The sequence below is a fragment of the Brevibacillus sp. HB2.2 genome (assembly GCF_013284275.1).
Classification (GTDB): domain Bacteria; phylum Bacillota; class Bacilli; order Brevibacillales; family Brevibacillaceae; genus Brevibacillus; species Brevibacillus brevis_D.
Window position 1 is genome coordinate 147,466 of the sequence record NZ_JABSUV010000009.1, and the last position, 18,004, is coordinate 165,469.

The window sequence follows — 18,004 nt, forward strand, 5'->3', positions numbered from 1 at the left end:
ATGAGTTTTTTCAAGCGCCTTCGTGATGCTATTGTCCAAAAATCCGAAGAGGTCACCCAGAAGTTTACGGATGGTTTGGCGAAAACGAGAGACCTGCTAGTAGAAAAAGTAGAGGATCTGGTACGTCGCTACAAAAAGATCGACGATGACTTTTTCGATGAATTAGAAGAAATTTTGATTACATCTGATGTGGGCGTCAATACCGTAATGGAGCTCATTGACGACCTGCGGACTGAGGTGCGCAAGCAAAAAATTGAGAATGCGATCGACCTGCAGCCGATTCTCTCAGAAAAACTGGTTGCCCTTTTGAAAAATGATGATGCTGCGGATACGACTCTGAACGTAGAGGACGGTCGTCTGAACGTCATTTTGTTCGTAGGGGTAAACGGAGTAGGGAAAACGACCACAATCGGTAAAATGGCACATATGTTCAAGCAGCAAAATAAAAAAGTGCTGTTGGCAGCAGGTGACACGTTCCGTGCAGCAGCGATTGAACAGCTAGAGGTTTGGGGAGAGCGTGTAGGAGTTGACGTAATCAAGCAGCAGCAAGGCTCTGATCCAGCTGCAGTGATCTACGATGCGATTCAGGCAGCGAAATCCCGACAGGTTGATGTGCTGTTGTGCGATACCGCAGGCCGCTTGCAAAATAAAGTCAATCTGATGGAAGAGCTGGCGAAGGTACACCGCGTATTGCAACGCGAATTGCCAGGAGCTCCGCACGAGGTTTTGCTAGTTTTGGACGCTACGACAGGGCAAAATGCGCTTTCGCAGGCGAAAACGTTTGGACAGTCTGCTGGAGTAACAGGTTTAGTCCTGACCAAGCTGGATGGTACAGCAAAGGGCGGTATCGTCATTGCGATTCGCAACGAGCTAAACATTCCGGTGAAATACGTAGGGTTGGGTGAAAGAATGGATGACTTGCAGCAGTTTGATCCTGAGCAATTTGTTCATGCGTTATTCGCTGGATTGATTCAAAAAGATGAAACAGAAGAGCAGGAAAATGCGTAAAAACATAGTGTTTCAAAGATAAAAAAATGATGTCAATAAAAAACCTTGACACTAGGTGTGGAATTAGGTACTATAATCTACGTGCTGTAAAGAAAAAGTCTTTACAGTTTGAAACGAGTACCTCATAGCAAAGGATTGGTTTCATGTTAGAAAAGACCAATCAAGTCAATCTCTTGTTTGACTTTTACGCGCCGCTACTCAAGGGCAAGCAGCGAGAATATCTTGAGCTGTATTATCTGGACGATTTATCGCTCGGAGAAATTGCCGAGATGCATGAGGTCAGCCGCCAAGCTGTTTATGATCATATCAAGCGGGCAGAGAAGCAACTGTTTGAATATGATCAGAAGCTTCGCCTCGCTGAACGTCATGAAAAACGCATGGACGTGTTGAATCGCATGAACGAACTTGTAAATGAGCTTTCGGAGAGCGAGACAAGAGACGAGCTGAACACTTTGCTCCACCAACTGTCAGAGATGGATTAGGAGGGCTCGCATGGCGTTTGAGAGCTTAGCCAATCGGCTGCAAAACGCGTTTGACAAACTGCGCGGCAGAGGGAAAATAGACGAGACCATCGTGAATGAAGCGATGCGTGAAGTTCGTCTGGCCCTGCTGGAAGCAGACGTTAACTTTAAAGTAGTAAAAGACTTCGTTGCTCGTGTCAAGGAGCGCGCAGTCGGTCAGGAAGTTATGAAAAGCCTGACGCCTGGTCAAATGGTGATCAAGATCGTGAATGAAGAGCTGGTCGCTCTGATGGGTGGCAACGTCGCTCAGCTCACGATGGCGCACCGCCCGCCGACCGTCATCATGATGGCAGGTCTGCAAGGGGCAGGTAAAACAACCACAACCGGTAAGCTGGCCAAGTATTTGCAAAAGCAAAACCGCAAGCCGCTTCTGGTAGCGGGAGACATTTACCGTCCTGCTGCGATCAAGCAGCTTCAGGTTTTAGGGGAGCAACTCAATGTTCCCGTCTTCACTCTCGGTGATCAAGTCAGTCCTGTCGAAATCGCTCGCCAAGCGATTGAACACGCGAAGACGAATCATCTCGACGTAGTCCTCATCGATACCGCAGGTCGCCTGCATATTGACGAAGCGCTGATGGACGAGTTGAAACAGATTCGCGAGGTAACCAAGCCCGATGAGATTTTGCTCGTCGTGGACGCGATGACAGGTCAAGATGCCGTCAATGTAGCAGAGAGCTTTAATAGCCAGCTCGAACTAACTGGTGTGGTTCTCACAAAGCTCGACGGTGATACCCGAGGCGGTGCGGCACTATCCGTCAAAGCTGTCACTGGCAAGCCGATTAAATTCGCGGCCATGGGTGAAAAGCTGGATGCGCTCGAACCGTTCCATCCGGATCGTATGGCTTCCCGTATTTTGGGTATGGGGGACGTACTCAGCCTGATTGAAAAAGCACAGGCATCCGTGGATGAAGACAAAGCACGCGATATGGAACGCCAAATGCGTCAAGGTGAGTTTACCTTCGACATGTTCTTGGATTCCATGCAGCAGCTTCGCAACCTGGGTCCTTTTGAAGACATTCTCGGCATGCTGCCAGGAATGAACAAGATGAAGGGCAAAATGAACGTGGATGAAAAACAGATTGCCCGCGTTGAAGCGATCGCCAAATCCATGACCAAACAAGAGCGCGCGAATCCTGATTTATTGAATGCCAGCCGTCGCAAGCGTATCGCAAGCGGAAGCGGAACGAGTATTCAAGAAGTCAATCGCTTCCTCAAGCAGTTCGAGGAAATGAAAAAGATGATGAAGCAATTCTCAGGCGCTGCTGATAAGATGGTCAAGAAGTCGAAGAAAAAAGGCTTCGGATTACCTTTCATGGGAAAAGGCGGAGGCAACAACCAGGGCGGGATGAACTTACCTTTTAACTTCAAGCCACCGTTCAAGTAAGTAGGCATGATCTCTCGCGACACTGACTTGTCAGCTGGACGCGATGGTTCAGATATAGTAGCACCAACGCAGATGTTCTTCTCGCGTTGATTAATACAGGAGGTGACACAACATGGCAGTAAAAATCCGTCTGAAGCGTATGGGTTCCAAGAAAGCTCCTTTCTACCGTGTAGTAGTAGCTGACTCCCGTTCCCCACGCGATGGCCGTTTCATTGAAGAAATCGGTTACTACAATCCGGTTGCACAACCGGCAGTGGTGAAAATTGATACCGACAAAGCGGTACAATGGATCCTGAATGGTGCAGCTCCAACTGACACCGTTCGTAACCTTCTCTCCAAAGAAGGCGTTATGGCTAAAGTGCACGAAACCAAATACGGCAAATAAGTCGGTCATCTGGAGGTTTGATGATGAAAGCGCTGGTCGAAACGATCGCTAAAGCTCTCGTCGATCATCCGAATGAGGTTCGTGTTAACGCAGTGGACAAAGAGCGAACTCTCGTCTTTGAATTGTCGGTACACCCTGATGATATGGGGAAGATTATTGGCAAGCAAGGTCGAATCGCGAAAGCCCTGCGCACGGTCGTGATCGCCGCATCCGTGGAAACGGACAAGCGTGTCACGGTTGAAATTGTATGAGAAAAGGCTGGGAGCATTCCCAGTCTTTTTTCTAGTATCCAAGATGCTCATAACCCATGATGGTTTTTCCGAAAGGAGTGGCGAAGGTGCTTACTATATTTCGGACGGTACAGGTTAAACTGATTATTACGGAAGCATCACGGGCTGCTCTCATTGATCAGTATAGCCAACGACTTCGTTTGCAGCGTAAAGAGTGGGAGCAGTGGCAGTTTCAATCCAAAAAGCTATTAACCGAGGCGAAGAAAAAGTCTGCGGATACATATGCGTTGGCGCAGGAAAAAATCGCGCAGGAAGAGCGTCGACGCAAGGAAAAGATAGATCACCTGACATATACCCTCCAGCAGGTAGAAAATCTCCCGGAGGGAAGCGAGATCGATTACCAGACTGTTCAAAGCCCTGTCACGATCCAAGAGGGCGATGTCTGGGATGAAATGATGTCCGGAACGGAAATCATGATAAAAGATGGCCTGGTACATGAGATTCGGTTACAAACGAAAAATGGGATCAAAGAAAAGGGGAATGAACACGTTGAGCCAAAATAGCTTTTACGGAGTAGGCAAACTGGTTAATACGCATGGCCTGCGTGGTGAAGTGCGTGTAACACCAACGACTGACTTTCCAGACCAGCGTTTTCGCAAAGGAAATGAGCTGTACTTGTTCCACCCGACACTCAGTGAGCCACTAAAATTGAAAATCGCTTCTCGTCGCTCGCATAAAAATTTTGAGATTGTGAGCTTTCACGGCTATGAGCATATTAACGATATCGAAAAGTACAAGGGCGGAGAGTTGAAGATTCCAGCGGAAGCGCTGATGGAATTAGAAGAGGACGAGTTCTACATTCATCAGCTCGTCGGCTGCGTCGTAGTAACTGACGAGGGCGAAGAACTGGGGAAAATCGTGGATGTCATGCAGCCAGGAGCAAACGATGTGTGGGTAGTGAAGGGAAAACGCGGAGAAATCTTGCTGCCGTATATCGATGAATGCATCAAGGAAGTGGACATCGCGAACAAACGTGTGGTCTGCCATCTGATGGAAGGCTTGTTGTAGGAGGAACTTCAGATGCGGATCGATATTTTTACGCTCTTTCCCGAAATGTTTACAGGTGTTTTGTCCGGCAGCATTTTGGGAAAGGCAAGCGAAAAAGAACTGGTTGATTTTCACGTCACCAATTTTCGCGATTTCTCTGAGAGCAAGCACGGTACGGTAGATGACACCCCTTATGGCGGTGGCGGAGGAATGGTCTTGAAGCCTGAGCCGTTGTTCCGGGCCGTAGAAGGCTTGACGGGAGAGAAAAAACCGCGAGTGATTCTGATGTGTCCACAGGGTGTGCCTTATCATCAGAAGCTGGCAGAAGAGTTAGCGCAAGAGGAGCATCTTGTCTTCATTTGCGGTCATTATGAAGGGTACGACGAGCGAATTCGTGAGCATCTCGTGACGGATGAGATCTCGATTGGTGACTACGTTCTGACTGGGGGAGAGCTTGCGGCGATGGTCGTCATTGACAGTGTCGTTCGTTTGCAACCAGGAGCGTTGGGAAACCAGACATCAGCCGTTGAGGATTCCTTTTCAACAGGATTGCTCGAGTACCCTCATTACACAAGACCGGCAGAATTTCGCGGCTGGAAAGTGCCAGATGTACTGTTGTCAGGGCATCACGCCAATATTGAAAGCTGGCGGTTAAAAGAATCACTGCGTCGAACAAAAGCACGGCGTCCAGATTTGTTAGAAAAGCTGGCGCTGACAGATGAAATGAAAAAGCTATTGGCTGAATTGGAACAGGAAAAAAAGTAGGGAACAATAGGAGAAGAGTCTTGTAGTTTTGTGCCCGCTGTGTTAATATATTTCTTGTGGCAATTTTGCCCGCTGACTAAGGCGGTCCGCTACTCGTAACGCAGCCTAAGCAGCTGGACCTACGGGTTAGACGAGTAAGAACGTCTATCGGAAGGAGGAAATTCAAATGAACCAAATTATCCGTGAACTGGAAAAAGCGCAATTGAAACAGGACATTCCTGCGTTCCGACCTGGTGACACTGTTCGTGTACACGTTAAGGTTATCGAGGGTCAGCGTGAGCGTATCCAGCTGTTCGAAGGCGTATGCATTCGCCGTCGCGGTACAGGTATCAGCGAAACATTTACAGCTCGTAAGATTTCTTACGGCGTAGGTGTTGAGCGTACATTCCCAGTACACACGCCTAAGATCGACAAGATCGAAATCGTGCGTCATGGTAAAGTACGTCGTGCGAAACTGTACTATCTGCGCGATCGCGTAGGTAAAGCAGCTCGTATTAAAGAAATTCGTCGATAAGCGTAACGCTTAGAAAGAGGACTGGCCTGCTTGCCAGGCCTCTTTTTTCCATTTAACGATCTTGAAATAAAATAGTTCATCTTGACATATGTTACAGCTAAGGTTGGACGAGCTTTCATGGGAGGATCGTAAGTCATGAGCGAAGAAATTACCTCCAGTCATAAGAAGAAAAATGAACTATGGGAATGGATAAAGGCACTTGGGATCGCTTTAATCTTGGCGTTTTTCATTCGTACCTTTTTGTTCGCCCCGTTTATTGTAGAAGGCGAATCCATGGAAAGTACATTACATAACAGCGAAAAATTAGTTGTGAACAAGGCTATTTATTTTTTGCAAGATCCGAAGCCTGGTGAAATCATCGTGTTCCATGCGGAAAAGGAGCGAGATTACATCAAAAGAGTCATTGCTGTTGAGGGTGATACAGTAGAGGTCAAAAACGATCAGCTGCTTGTCAATGGCAAAGTGATAGAGGAACCGTATCTTGCACAATCAAAAGAACAAGCGAAGCAGCAGGGAGAGCCGTTCTTTACCCACGATTTTCCCCCGGTCCAAATACCAGCAGACCATATCTTTGTGATGGGCGACAACAGGTTGAACAGTCATGACAGCAGAGCCATCGGTCCTGTTGCCGTCAGTACGGTTGTTGGTAGAGCTGAATTTACTTTTTGGCCGGTTGCGGGAATTCGCTTGACAAGATAACGTAAAGCTTCAAGGTAGGTGAGACATCATGACGATCCAATGGTTTCCTGGCCATATGGCTAAAGCACGTCGTCAAGTAACGGAAAAGCTGAAATTAATTGATGTAGTCATCGAGCTTCTCGATGCACGTCTGCCGCTTTCCAGCCGCAATCCGATGATTGACGAGATTGTCAGTGATAAACCACGTTTGATATTACTTAATAAAGCAGATTTGGCGGATGAACGGGCAACAGATGAGTGGATTGCTTATTTTCGCAAGCAAGGCATTCGCACATTGCCGATTGATGCCCTGAGTGGAAAAGGCGTCAGCAAGCTGCCAGAAATGTGTAAGGAGCTAGCTGCTGACATGCTGGCAAAGCGCAGTGAGCGGGGGATGCAAGGTCGTGCCATTCGCATTATGATCTTGGGGATTCCCAATGTCGGCAAGTCTTCCCTCATTAACCGCCTGTCCAAACGCTCGGTAGCGGCAACAGGTGATCGTCCGGCGGTAACCAAGGCGCAACAATGGGTGAAAATGGGCGATACACTGGAGCTTCTCGATACGCCTGGTATTCTTTGGCCGAAATTTGAAGATCAGATGGTAGGTCTGCGATTGGCGGCAAGTGGGGCAATTAAAGACGAGCTCATCGATTTTACGGAGGTAGCATTATTTGTTATCAGCTACATGATGCACTACTATCCGGAACGCCTGATCGAACGCTTCAAGCTAAAAGAATTGCCTGAGGATCGAGTAGAAATGCTCGAAGAAATCGGGAAGAAGCGCGGATGCCTCGTTTCTGGCGGAAATATCGACTATGACAAGGCAGCGGAAATTTTCCTGCGTGAGCTGCGTTCCGGCAAGCTGGGAACGGTCTCTGTCGAGCGCCCGATTGACTGGGAAATGGACGAACCGATTGGTAAGCCAATATCTTTTCCAGAATAAAACTTTCCAGCCATCAAAAACCTGTCTATCGACATATACGGTAGGCAGGTTTTTTACTATGAGGATCGGTAAGGAGAAATGAGTCAATGAATCTAGCGGATATGTCGATAAAAGAAATACGAGTGACGATGGAAAAGTTGGACGAGGTACCCAAAGATTTTTTACAATTGCTTAAAGAAGATAAAAGAGCAGGTGTACAGGCTTTGGCGAAGCAGGCGGAGGCAGCGATTGCACGTCAAGAAAAGCTCGCACAGATGTGGACGGACATGACCGTCTATGAGAAAGCCATGTTTGATAAGGGGCTTCAATACATATTCGGGATTGATGAGGTTGGGAGAGGTCCATTGGCTGGTCCAGTTGTTGCATGTGCCGTGTGTCTGCCAAAAGATTTTTACTTGCCTGGCCTGAATGACTCGAAGAAGATACCCGTATCTACTCGGGAGGCATTTTGCGAAATCATTCAAAGAGATGCACTTGCTGTGGGAATCGGAATTGTCGATGCAGCAAGAATCGATGCGATCAATATACTAGCTGCTACAAAAGAGGCGATGAAGCTGGCGATCCAACAGGCAGGTATCGCGCCAGACGTATTACTGATTGACGCCGTACAGCTAACTGGAATGAATTGCGAGCAGGTTCCGATTATCGGGGGAGATGCCAAAAGCGTTTCAATTGCAGCCGCATCGATTGTAGCGAAAGTCACCCGTGATCGATTAATGGCCCAGTATGCCGAAGAGTATCCAGCCTATGGCTTTGACAAACACGCAGGCTACGGCACCCCAGAGCATCTGGCAGCAATCGCTCGATTTGGACCTACACCGATTCATCGCAAGACTTTCACTGGTGTAAGAGAACACGCCTAACAAGTGCTAGTTACATACTAGCTACAGGAGGAGGATCTGCATGTTTTCCCCGTCGCAACTTATTCAATCATTCGTGCAAAAAGCACCCATATCCGCTCCGAAGCCGGTTGAGCTTACTCCCGGACAAGTGTTTAAAGGCACGGTAATCAAGAATTACCCGGACAATATGGCGCTCGTACAAGTCGGGGGAATGCAGGTTCAGGCTAAAATGGAGGCAAGTCTGGAACCGGGCCAAAAAGCTTGGCTGCAAGTCCAGCCATCAACAGGTGTCGTCACGTTGAAGGTTTTGGATAGTGCCGGTGAAGGAGCTGGCAAAGACGCATCTCTAGAAGGGCTAATGCGATCACTAGGGATTGCCGATACAAAAGAGAACAAAGCGATCATGCAAGCGCTGCTTGGTGCCAATCTTCCTGTGAATAAGGAGACCATACAAGCGTTTTCAGCCGTTGCTGGGCGATTAGGCGTAGACAATGCCACTATTGAGGCATTCATGACTGCTATGAAACGAAATTTGCCACTGACCCCTGATACAATTGCAGGGCTCAAAGCTTTTTTATCGGACAAGCCAATGGGGCAGCTCATACAAAACCTGCTTCAGCAAGCCTCGCTCTTTTTAGAAGGGGAGGGCCAGCCTTCGCAGATGACAGGGCAGGTGCCTCAAAGCCAATCACAGCAGGTCCCCGGACAAGCTAATGTAGCAACGGGAGATGTCAAACAGCTTGTTAGTCAGTTAAAAGAAAAGTTGACGGGACTCCCTTTCCTTATCACGGGCAACGATGGAACAGACGAGGGACTGGCAGTCAGACAAATGCCACAAGGGAATCAGCCCAATCAAGGTGCTTCGCAGAACACGAATGGGGCAAGCCAGACACAGCCACTGCCTGCACTGAGTGGTCAACCTTCGTCGCAAGTTCAGACATCGCCTCAACCATCAATGGTAGCTCCAAGTAACATACCAACGCCATCACAACCTGGTTCGTCAACTGTTTCTACTGAGACAGTGTCTACACCAAACACTGCCGCTAAACAGGTAGACTCGCAGCAAAACGCCATGACCCGAAAGAGTAATCAGTTGCTGCCTAACCAGACCAGTGGTCCAAGCATCGATTCAAAGATTGCTCGAAACGAGCCCTTGCCTACTCCTCAGTCATTACAGATGAATCAGGACCGGGTCCAAAACAAGCAGATGGCTGAGCAAAGGGCCGTAGTGAACGACGCGGGGCAAAAAGTCGTACCACAAATGATGTCTCAAGCAGCTGGTGCAGCGAATGGAGCCACAGCTGCTAACCCGATTGCTGAATTGTTTCGTCATTTAGGCGTAACCCACGAGAGAGAATTGATGGGCCAGGCATTTTCACAGGGAGCGATCGATTCGCATTCATTAAAGCAGATGGATACAGTTAAATCCCTCTTGCTGCAAATCAGTCAAGCGCCAGCTCAGGCAATGCCATCCGGCTTGCGTGAAGCAGCAGATCAATTGCTGCAACAAGTGACCGGACAACAATTGATGATGGTACAGCCTTCTAACCAAGCTTTGTCTCAAATCGTCATGCAAATTCCGATTCGCCAAAGTGAAGGGGATGAGACGGCTTTTGTCCAAATCGAATCGAAAAAGAAAGGCTCTGGACAGCTTGATCCGGAGAACTGTCGTCTTTTCTTTCATTTGGAACTCCAAAGTATGGGGACAACGATGATTGATGTAAGCATCGTGAATCGAATCGTTAACCTGCAAATTTTTAACGATACGCCATGGGTGGAAGCACTCATTCAAGGGGCCAAGGATCGTTTTGCTGACCAATTACAGGACGTTGGCTACCATCTATCGGCTATGCGAGTCCAGGCAGTCCCGGCCGAGCGCGTGAAGTCGACAAGTCCGATTCAAACCAAAGGCCCCATCCTGGCTGACTATAAAGGGGTTGACCTTCGCGTATGATGCCGCCATCCCCTTCAGAGCAAAAACGCAAACAGGCAGTTGCACTAAAATATCAGGCGGGTACCATGGAAGCGCCAAAGGTCGTGGCAAAAGGAAAAGGGTACGTGGCTGATAATATACTGAAGACAGCGAAGGAGCATGATATACCGGTACAGGAGGATCCATCACTTGTAGAGGTTTTGGGCAAGCTGGATTTGGATCAACAAATACCGCCGGAGCTGTATCAAGTTGTGGCAGAAATCCTTGCTTTTGTCTATCGGATCGATAAAGGCGGAGGAACCAAATAATGAGTGATCGCCGTCGTCTTCTTGGTCAAAGAGGAGAACAGCTTGCAGAAGGATATTTAGTGAACAAGGGTTTCCGCATTGTCGATCGAAATGTTCGAACAAAACGTGGGGAAATGGATTTGATTGCTCTAGACGGAAAATGCTTGGTTTTCATTGAGGTTCGAACGAGGAGCAGCCAATCTTTTGGAACGGCAGGCGAGTCCATTACTTGGAAGAAGAAACAGAAGCTGCGTGAGCTTGCCATCGAATACTTGCAAAAAAGCGCACAGCCAATCCCGACCTTTCGTTTTGATGTCATCGCAATTTACACCGGTGCATCAACGCAAGGTGAAGACTTCATGAAGCCTGTCATTGAGCATTATGAGAGTGCTTTCTAGGAAAAACGGGCTCTTGACCACGGATATATTGGGGATACGTCTACAGCATCAGTCGCAGAGCCAGCGTACTATGTACTGTACTCGACGCGATGAAACTCCTCCAAGCATCAATATCCGCTTTCCGGCTCAAAAGCTGGGAAGCATTTTTTTTGATGAAAAGGATCGATTCGTACAGACAAGCCCATAACTCGTGTCAATTTTGCTTATGAATCCGGGGTATAAACAGTTGTTTAAAAGAAAAACAAATATTTTTCAAAAAAAAGCTGATTTGGTGTGACATTTTTCCATCTCATTCGTCAATAGAAGTATAGGAAATAATTTGGAGGTAAAAAACATGAAAAAGATTAAGAACAATCTAATGAAAAACGTCTCCTTAGCAGTAGCAGCTATTTGTACTGTTCAGTTTTCAGTTACTGGCATTGCTTCTGCACAAGTTGCGACACCACAATCTATTCAAGCTTATAGCATGGTAGCAAGCACTAATGGGTTGAAAGCAAGCGCAGGCTCTTTGAACCTCACGATTGGAGATACAGAAACCATTCGCCTTACTTATAATGGCAGCCCTATCGATAACGCATTGGTTGATTGGGAAATTGGCAGCTCCAGCATCGCTTCTGTTAGCAATGGGATTGTGTACGGTAAGAAAATAGGAACGACTGTTGTTACTGCTAAATACAACGGTTATCGCGCTACAGTAAGAGTGACTGTTGACAGAGCGCAGACTCTCGAAGCAACGAAAACAGAGGTTTCTGTTAAAAAAGGTAAAAAGACAAACGTTAGTTTGAAATTTGCGGGCAGCAGTATCCCTGGATCAAAAGCAACTTGGAAAACCGCGGATAAAACTGTAGCAACTGTTGACGATGGTGACATTAAAGGTGTAGGCGAAGGAAGCACAGTTATTACTGCGAGCTACAAAGACCAAGAGGTAGAAATCCGCGTTGATGTTGAAGGCGGCGGAAATTCAGACGGTAAACTGGAAGCAGATGTTACCAAACTGAAATTGGAAAAAGGCGATAAAGAAACCATTAAGTTGACTTATGACGACGATAAACTTTCTGGTTCAAAAGCAACCTGGAAAACTTCAAAGTCCTCTGTAGCAACCGTAAACGATGATGGTGTCGTTACTGCAAAAAGCAAAGGTACAGCAACGATCACTGCAAAATACAAAGGCTACGAAGTAGAAATTGAGGTTTACGTAGATACAGACAGTTCTGGTAAACTGGAAGCAGATGAAACCAGCATCTCCCTGAAAAAAGGCGACAGAGACACGATTCAGCTAAGATATGATGATGATAAATTGTCTGGATCAAAAGCAACTTGGAAAACATCCAACTCCAGCGTGGCAACAGTTGATGATGGTGTCGTTACGGCAAAAGGCCAAGGAACAGCTACCATTACAGCATCATACAAGGGCGATAAGGTCGAAATTCGTGTAAAGGTTGATTACAACAACTCCGGTAAACTGGAAGTAAACGACAGCTCGATCTCCTTGAAAAAAGGGGAAAGAGAAACATTAACATTGAAATATGATGGCTCCACCATTAGCAACTCGAATGCATCTTGGTCTACATCCAAATCCTCAGTTGCAACAGTAAGCAGCTCTGGTACGATTACAGCAACAGGTAAAGGTAAAGCGACCATTACTGCTCAATACAAAGGCGAAAAAGTAGAAATTGACGTGAGTGTCGATAGCTCCTCCTCAGGAGATCTGGAAGCAGACGATACGAGCATCACCTTGAAAAAAGGCGAGAAAGAAACTGTAAAACTGAGATATGATGGCGACACCATTAGCAATTCAAAAGCAACCTGGAAGACTTCTAAATCTTCCGTAGCAACAGTTAGCAGCAGCGGTACAATTACAGCAAAAGGTAAAGGTACGGCAACGATTACAGCTACGTATAAAGGCGAAAAAGTAGAAATTGAAGTAAAAGTTGGCACCAAGAGCTCAGGCAAGCTGGAAGCAGATGACACTAGCCTTTCCATGAAAAAGGGTGACTCCGAAAAGATCACGCTCACCTATGATGGCGATGACATCAGCAGCACGAAAGCTAAATGGAAGTCAGATAAAACTTCCGTAGCTTCCGTATCCAGCAGCGGTGTGGTAAAAGCTAAAAAGAAAGGTAAGGCCACTATTACAGCTGAATACAAAGGCTATGAAGTGGAAATCGAAGTAACGGTAAAATAATAGATGACAAAAAACTCGCTGAATCGTAACTGGTTCAGCGAGTTTTTTTCCAAGAGGAAGGAAAGCATTTCATTTGTTGTGGAGGAGGAATGAATCTTGAGAGAGATCATCTTGGAAAAGTTAAAAGAAATCGAGCAAGTGCATGACTTAAAAGTATTGTTCGCTGTTGAATCGGGGAGCCGGGCATGGGGATTTCCGTCCAAGGATAGCGATTATGATGTACGTTTTGTCTATGTGAAGAAACCGGAATGGTATTTGTCCATTGAGGACAAACGGGATGTAGTGGAAGAACCAATCAATGACCTCTTAGATATAAACGGCTGGGATATTCGAAAAGCGCTCAAGCTATTTCGAAAGTCGAATCCACCCCTACAAGAATGGCTTGTGTCGGACATCGTTTATCTCGATACACTAGGCTTTCGAGATGAGCTGGCGAGGTTGCAAGGAGAAGTATTTTCGCCAAAGGCTTCCTTGCATCATTACCTCAGTATGGCCAAAGGGAATTTTCGGGACTATCTGCAAGGTGAGCAAGTCAAAATCAAAAAATATTTCTATGTGTTACGCCCGATCCTCGCGTGCATCTGGATCGAAAAGTATCATACGAATCCCCCCATTGGATTTGATCAGCTGGTTGCAGAGCTGATAACCGATTCTACATTAAAAAGTAAAATTTCTGAGCTGCTCCAAAGAAAAATAGCTGGGGATGAGTTGAACTTGGAGCCAAGAATAGGAGAGCTGCACCATTTTATTGAGGAACAAATTGAGCATCTGACTGCACTGGCTAGTCAATATACAAATGATCTGGAGGACCCAACAGAAAAGCTGGATGAGATATTTCGGAAGTATTTGCAGAAGGCGTGGATAATCAGTTAGTCATGATGGGCTCGTTATGATAGAGGGGGAGGACATATTCATGAAGGATCATATTCGAAAACGTATACAGCAACCTCTCGAAATTCACTTTGATCAACCAGATAAACCTTACGGCTGTTTCTCCAATTTCTCTAGTCACCCAATAGAGTTGGAAGGGGAACTTTGGACAACTTTGGAACACTATCTGCAAGCCAAGAAATTTTTAGGGACTACCCAAGAAAAAGAGATCATGCGCAAGGCATTACAAGCAAAAGTAGAACAGTACCCTGTCATCCGTGAAATTCTGCTCTCTACTGGGGATGCCACCTTAATCGATTGTACGAGCAACGATTCAGACGTACTAGGAAGATTATGGATGGAATTGCGTGAAAGCTTAGATGGGTACCAACCGCATTTCTACTTGCCGCCATGGATTGTGTTTCCAGAAGAGCATCCTTATAATTTGTATTGGCGGATGGGATTTGGTGAGGACTATCTCATGCATTATTGGCCATGGCTAGAGGAAATGAGTGTGGATGCCCGGAAAGAGTATGACGCTTATTTTCCGGTACCAGAGGAATGGCAGTTTGAAGAATTGGATGAGGAGGACGAATGAAGCTACTGTTCGTTTGCAGCAGAAATAAATGGAGGAGCTTGACGGCAGAAATATAGAAATACCGGATTAAGCTGTTATTGGACATGGTCGAAGTATACCGGATTATTATTGTATAATGGGGATGATATGACTCAATCGCACTATCCATACTTATCGTAAAGCGAGGATTTTCACCATGAAGAAAAAACTTGTACTGGTTCTAGATGTTGAAGTAGCAGACAAAGCTGATATGCAGCAACTGGCCGATTCTATGTCCACAGCCATTCAATCCGTTGATGGGATTGCCTTGCAAGACCTGGTTATGTTTGATAACGATGAAAACAATGCTGACAAGCTAATTGCGAACATAAAGAAAGAAATGTCCTAAAAAAGGAGAGCAGTCTTGTGTTTTTCTTTTATGTACTGGTGTATCTCATCGTTGCTTTCCTTTATGGATTTTGGACGATGAAAAGCCAACAGCTCTGGGTTCGACTGACAGGAAATTTCATCGTACACCTATTTATTGCTACAATCGTGAGTCTCGGTTACTTTTTTACGTAAAGAAGTAGCTATGACCTGTAAGGGGAGATGAGTGGATGGATTATCAAAAATTGAGTAAAGAATTGTCCTATGCGCTTCGTCATGCCCCTCATGAATATGAGCTTGAGTTAGACGAACAAGGATGGGTACCTATCAAGCAATTGCTTTTGTCACTTCATGAACAGCGCAAGTGGCGAGCGGTTACCGAAGAAGATTTACATAAGATGATTGCGTTATCGGAAAAAAAGCGTCATGAGATCAATCAAGGCAAAATTCGCGCCCTGTATGGACATTCAGTGCCGCAAAAGATTCACAAGGAAGAAAAAGAACCGCCTGCGTATCTTTTTCATGGCACGCCGCAAAGATTCCTCGATTCTATTTTGGCTAGCGGCCTTGTTCCAAAAGGAAGACAGTACGTGCATCTGTCAGAAGACGTTCAAACAGCACAGCAGGTTGGGAAAAGACGAGACGATCATCCCGTCCTTTTGCGAATCGATGCGAGGCGAGCTTGGCAAGATGGTGTGAAGTTTTACCATGGAAATGAGCTCGTTTGGTTGGCAGATCACGTGCAAAAAGAATACATCTCTGTCTATCAGAAGTAGACGGATTTACTAAAAAAGAAACAACACAGCATGAGAAAAGACTCGCATTCGGAACGCGGGTCTTTCTTGTATCAATGATAATCATAAGGAGGAAAAAGCGCATGGAATGGATGTTTGCCTTTCTACTGTTGGCAGGACTTTTTGCAATCTACGACGCGATTCGGAAGCTGAACCAGAACATAGTAAGGCAAGTGGATCAAAACCAACGAATCATTGAACTCCTGAATGAGTTGAAGAAAAAGCAGTGAGGGTGAGGTAAACTTCTCCAACGACGTTTCGTAAGACGGCTACATATTTTGAAATCAGAACCGAGATGACAAAATATGTATTGTATTTGTCTTGTTCGTAGTCGATGAGTGGAAAATCATTGATTAGGAGTAAACTGTAATTACAACCATCTGGCACGGTGACGTCCCATTATATGTCGAGGACCAGCGATTATCGTTTTCCCCATCGTATTCAAATGGTTTCAGCAATAAGACACGTTCAAAATCGTTCGATAAAGTGATGAATTCCAGGTCAATCCAGTTCACCTTCGTTTCACACTTTTTCATAAAGATATAATATGCCGTCGTCGATCGACCAACTTTGCAAAGAATGTCTCCAATCGCTTGTTTGCGAGGGTAAGTATTTTTCGAGATCATTTACGATTTTTTCCCAATTTTGATCACTATCATTTATCTCAATGAACTCGCCGAATACCAAGTCAAAAACGAGGTAACCCATCTCGTACTCAATGCAATCGATTTTATAGTAAGAGACACTGTAAACGTCGTCCCAGTCGATCTGAACAGGTTCAGCGTGCTCGTAGTGGATGGAAATTTGATGGGGATCAATAGTAAAAATCAATATAGAAACAACTCCTTATCCGTTTATTTGCAGTATACCTGTTGGAGTGAAAGTTTTCCAGAAAGGTATGGGGGAGTGGCGGGTGTTTGGGGCGAGGGTACATCAAGTTTGGGAAAAATTACGGGATAATTCTGTGACGATGTGGTCTGCATCAATAAAAGCATTTTACTGTTCTATACTCAATACAAATGAAGGTCCATAAATAAAGACTTTAGACAAATTTTCATAAATGCTTTGGTCAAAAGCTCAATTTACTTGCCCACCCCCTCTATCTTTTCCTACCCTATAACTAGAGGGGGAGAGGACATGTACGCATGCAGTTATTCAGGCACGGTGCTCGGCATAGATGGAATGGTCGTCACTGTAGAAACAGACATAGCCAATGGCTTGCCTCAATTCGATTTGGTCGGACTTGGCGGTTCCGCAGTAAAAGAAGCGAGAGATCGAGTTCGTGCTGCCTTGCGCAACGCAGGCTACGACTACCCAATGCAGCGAATCACCGTCAACCTAGCACCAGCAGACCAGCGCAAGGAAGGCTCAGGTTTCGACCTTGCTATAGCGTTTGGAATTTTACTAGCCTCGAAGCAAATGCTCCCTAGACCAGAAAGAATCCTCGTTCTAGGAGAGTTGGCATTAGACGGCTCTCTTCGCGCTGTAACGGGTGTACTCCCGATTCTGCTAGAAGCTAAAAATGCAGGATTTACTCACGTGATTCTCCCCGAACAAAATGCAGCGGAAGCACGGCTCGTCGACATTACCGTATTGCCTGCTAGCAATCTGGAGGAGGCAGTGAACTATTGGAAAGAAGGACTTGATAGTAAGAAATCAGACTTGATTTTTCCAGAATTAGAGATAGGCAAGACAAATGGCAACCAGCTGCCCCCAGACTTTGCCAATGTTTACGGACAGCAATTTGTAAAACGTGGCTTGGAGATCGCAGCAGCTGGATTTCATAATGTAATATTGGTGGGGCCACCAGGTTCAGGGAAAACTCTTTTAGCTACTTGCCTGCCTGGTATCATGCCGAACATGACTATTCATGAATCTTACGAAGTGACGAAAATATACAGTATTGCTGGTCAATTGAAGCGGGAGAGTGGGCTTATCGAGGAGAGACCTTTTCGTGCCCCGCACCATACGATTACCGCTACTGCACTAATTGGCGGTGGTGCGCAAATCCCGCGTCCGGGAGAATGTAGTTTGTCTCACGGTGGGATCCTCTTCCTTGATGAGATGCCCGAGTTTTCTCGACATGTATTAGAGGTACTACGCCAGCCGCTGGAATCAGGGGTTGTCACGATTGGACGATCTAAGCAGGTTTTTACCTTTCCTGCTCGGATTCTGTTAATCGGTTCGTGCAATCCTTGCCCTTGTGGATTCTTTGGTACTCGAGAGAAGCAAACCTGCTCTTGCTCTCCTCAACAAATTTACAAATACCGCTCAAAA

The 18,004-nt window shown here is 46.1% G+C and carries 24 protein-coding genes; 23 read left to right on the top strand and 1 reads right to left on the bottom strand.

Translation table 11 applies throughout. The features are described 5' to 3' along the window. The 22 genes from ftsY (at position 1) to HP401_RS09040 (ending at position 15,957) form a co-directional block, all read left to right on the top strand. Positions 1-1,008, top strand: coding sequence for a signal recognition particle-docking protein FtsY (gene ftsY / locus HP401_RS08935; RefSeq protein WP_016743282.1), 1,008 nt, complete (start codon positions 1-3; stop codon positions 1,006-1,008). 143 nt (positions 1,009-1,151) lie between these two features. Then, on the top strand, positions 1,152-1,490 hold the full coding sequence (locus tag HP401_RS08940) for a putative DNA-binding protein (protein WP_016743283.1): 339 nt from the start codon (positions 1,152-1,154) through the stop codon (positions 1,488-1,490). 10 nt (positions 1,491-1,500) lie between these two features. Beyond that, positions 1,501-2,913 (top strand): signal recognition particle protein, encoded by a 1,413-nt coding sequence (gene ffh, locus HP401_RS08945; protein ID WP_015891890.1) that lies wholly within the window; start codon positions 1,501-1,503, stop codon positions 2,911-2,913. A gap of 112 nt (positions 2,914-3,025) precedes the next feature. Next, positions 3,026-3,298 carry a 30S ribosomal protein S16 gene (rpsP, locus tag HP401_RS08950; protein ID WP_007719713.1) on the top strand — a complete coding sequence of 91 codons (273 nt, stop codon included), beginning with the start codon at positions 3,026-3,028 and terminating at the stop codon, positions 3,296-3,298. A 23-nt stretch (positions 3,299-3,321) separates the two neighbouring features. After that, entirely contained in the window at positions 3,322-3,549 is a 228-nt protein-coding gene (locus tag HP401_RS08955) for a KH domain-containing protein (protein ID WP_007719711.1), read from the top strand. Between the two features lie 86 nt (positions 3,550-3,635). After that, the gene (locus tag HP401_RS08960; protein ID WP_015891889.1) at positions 3,636-4,091 is read left to right on the top strand and encodes a YlqD family protein; all 456 of its coding nucleotides are present in this window, start codon (positions 3,636-3,638) and stop codon (positions 4,089-4,091) included. Continuing rightward, a complete protein-coding gene (gene rimM / locus HP401_RS08965; protein WP_173604778.1) occupies positions 4,069-4,596 on the top strand; it encodes a ribosome maturation factor RimM in 528 nt (175 codons plus the stop codon). The genes HP401_RS08960 and rimM overlap by 23 nt, the downstream gene beginning before the upstream one ends. Positions 4,597-4,608: 12 nt before the next feature. Continuing rightward, positions 4,609-5,340, top strand: a complete 732-nt coding sequence (trmD, locus tag HP401_RS08970; RefSeq protein WP_173604779.1) for a tRNA (guanosine(37)-N1)-methyltransferase TrmD — start codon at positions 4,609-4,611, stop codon at positions 5,338-5,340. A 166-nt stretch (positions 5,341-5,506) separates the two neighbouring features. Continuing rightward, positions 5,507-5,854 (top strand): 50S ribosomal protein L19, encoded by a 348-nt coding sequence (gene rplS, locus HP401_RS08975; protein ID WP_015891886.1) that lies wholly within the window; start codon positions 5,507-5,509, stop codon positions 5,852-5,854. Positions 5,855-5,989: 135 nt separating this feature from the next. Further along, positions 5,990-6,553, top strand: coding sequence for a signal peptidase I (lepB, locus tag HP401_RS08980; protein WP_173604780.1), 564 nt, complete (start codon positions 5,990-5,992; stop codon positions 6,551-6,553). A 28-nt stretch (positions 6,554-6,581) separates the two neighbouring features. Further along, the gene (gene ylqF / locus HP401_RS08985) at positions 6,582-7,475 is read left to right on the top strand and encodes a ribosome biogenesis GTPase YlqF (protein ID WP_173604781.1); all 894 of its coding nucleotides are present in this window, start codon (positions 6,582-6,584) and stop codon (positions 7,473-7,475) included. Between the two features lie 86 nt (positions 7,476-7,561). After that, positions 7,562-8,338, top strand: a complete 777-nt coding sequence (locus HP401_RS08990) for a ribonuclease HII (protein ID WP_173604782.1) — start codon at positions 7,562-7,564, stop codon at positions 8,336-8,338. A gap of 40 nt (positions 8,339-8,378) precedes the next feature. Beyond that, on the top strand, positions 8,379-10,271 hold the full coding sequence (locus HP401_RS08995) for a hypothetical protein (RefSeq protein ID WP_173604783.1): 1,893 nt from the start codon (positions 8,379-8,381) through the stop codon (positions 10,269-10,271). Continuing rightward, positions 10,268-10,558 (top strand): EscU/YscU/HrcU family type III secretion system export apparatus switch protein, encoded by a 291-nt coding sequence (locus HP401_RS09000; protein WP_015891881.1) that lies wholly within the window; start codon positions 10,268-10,270, stop codon positions 10,556-10,558. Before HP401_RS08995 ends, HP401_RS09000 begins: the two co-directional genes overlap by 4 nt. After that, positions 10,558-10,935: a YraN family protein gene (locus HP401_RS09005; protein ID WP_016743292.1), complete on the top strand. Its 378-nt coding sequence runs from the start codon at positions 10,558-10,560 to the stop codon at positions 10,933-10,935. The genes HP401_RS09000 and HP401_RS09005 overlap by 1 nt, the downstream gene beginning before the upstream one ends. Positions 10,936-11,269: 334 nt before the next feature. Then, positions 11,270-13,120 carry an Ig-like domain-containing protein gene (locus tag HP401_RS09010; protein WP_173604784.1) on the top strand — a complete coding sequence of 617 codons (1,851 nt, stop codon included), beginning with the start codon at positions 11,270-11,272 and terminating at the stop codon, positions 13,118-13,120. A gap of 96 nt (positions 13,121-13,216) precedes the next feature. Continuing rightward, positions 13,217-13,993, top strand: coding sequence for a nucleotidyltransferase domain-containing protein (locus HP401_RS09015; protein ID WP_173604785.1), 777 nt, complete (start codon positions 13,217-13,219; stop codon positions 13,991-13,993). 40 nt (positions 13,994-14,033) lie between these two features. Continuing rightward, a complete protein-coding gene (locus tag HP401_RS09020) occupies positions 14,034-14,588 on the top strand; it encodes an NADAR family protein (RefSeq protein WP_173604786.1) in 555 nt (184 codons plus the stop codon). A 175-nt stretch (positions 14,589-14,763) separates the two neighbouring features. Then, entirely contained in the window at positions 14,764-14,955 is a 192-nt protein-coding gene (locus HP401_RS09025; RefSeq protein WP_015891874.1) for a hypothetical protein, read from the top strand. Positions 14,956-14,972: 17 nt separating this feature from the next. Further along, positions 14,973-15,128, top strand: a complete 156-nt coding sequence (locus tag HP401_RS09030; RefSeq protein ID WP_173604787.1) for a hypothetical protein — start codon at positions 14,973-14,975, stop codon at positions 15,126-15,128. 35 nt (positions 15,129-15,163) lie between these two features. Then, positions 15,164-15,709, top strand: a complete 546-nt coding sequence (locus HP401_RS09035; RefSeq protein ID WP_173604788.1) for an RNA 2'-phosphotransferase — start codon at positions 15,164-15,166, stop codon at positions 15,707-15,709. A 101-nt stretch (positions 15,710-15,810) separates the two neighbouring features. After that, positions 15,811-15,957: a hypothetical protein gene (locus tag HP401_RS09040; protein WP_173604789.1), complete on the top strand. Its 147-nt coding sequence runs from the start codon at positions 15,811-15,813 to the stop codon at positions 15,955-15,957. A 292-nt stretch (positions 15,958-16,249) separates the two neighbouring features. Here HP401_RS09040 and HP401_RS09045 read toward each other — a convergent pair whose 3' ends face one another. After that, on the bottom strand, positions 16,250-16,558 hold the full coding sequence (locus tag HP401_RS09045) for a hypothetical protein (RefSeq protein WP_173604790.1): 309 nt from the start codon (positions 16,556-16,558) through the stop codon (positions 16,250-16,252). Positions 16,559-16,864: 306 nt separating this feature from the next. Here HP401_RS09045 and HP401_RS09050 point away from each other — a divergent pair. After that, the coding region (locus HP401_RS09050) for a YifB family Mg chelatase-like AAA ATPase (protein WP_173604791.1) at positions 16,865-18,004 on the top strand (1,140 nt) is incomplete at its 3' end.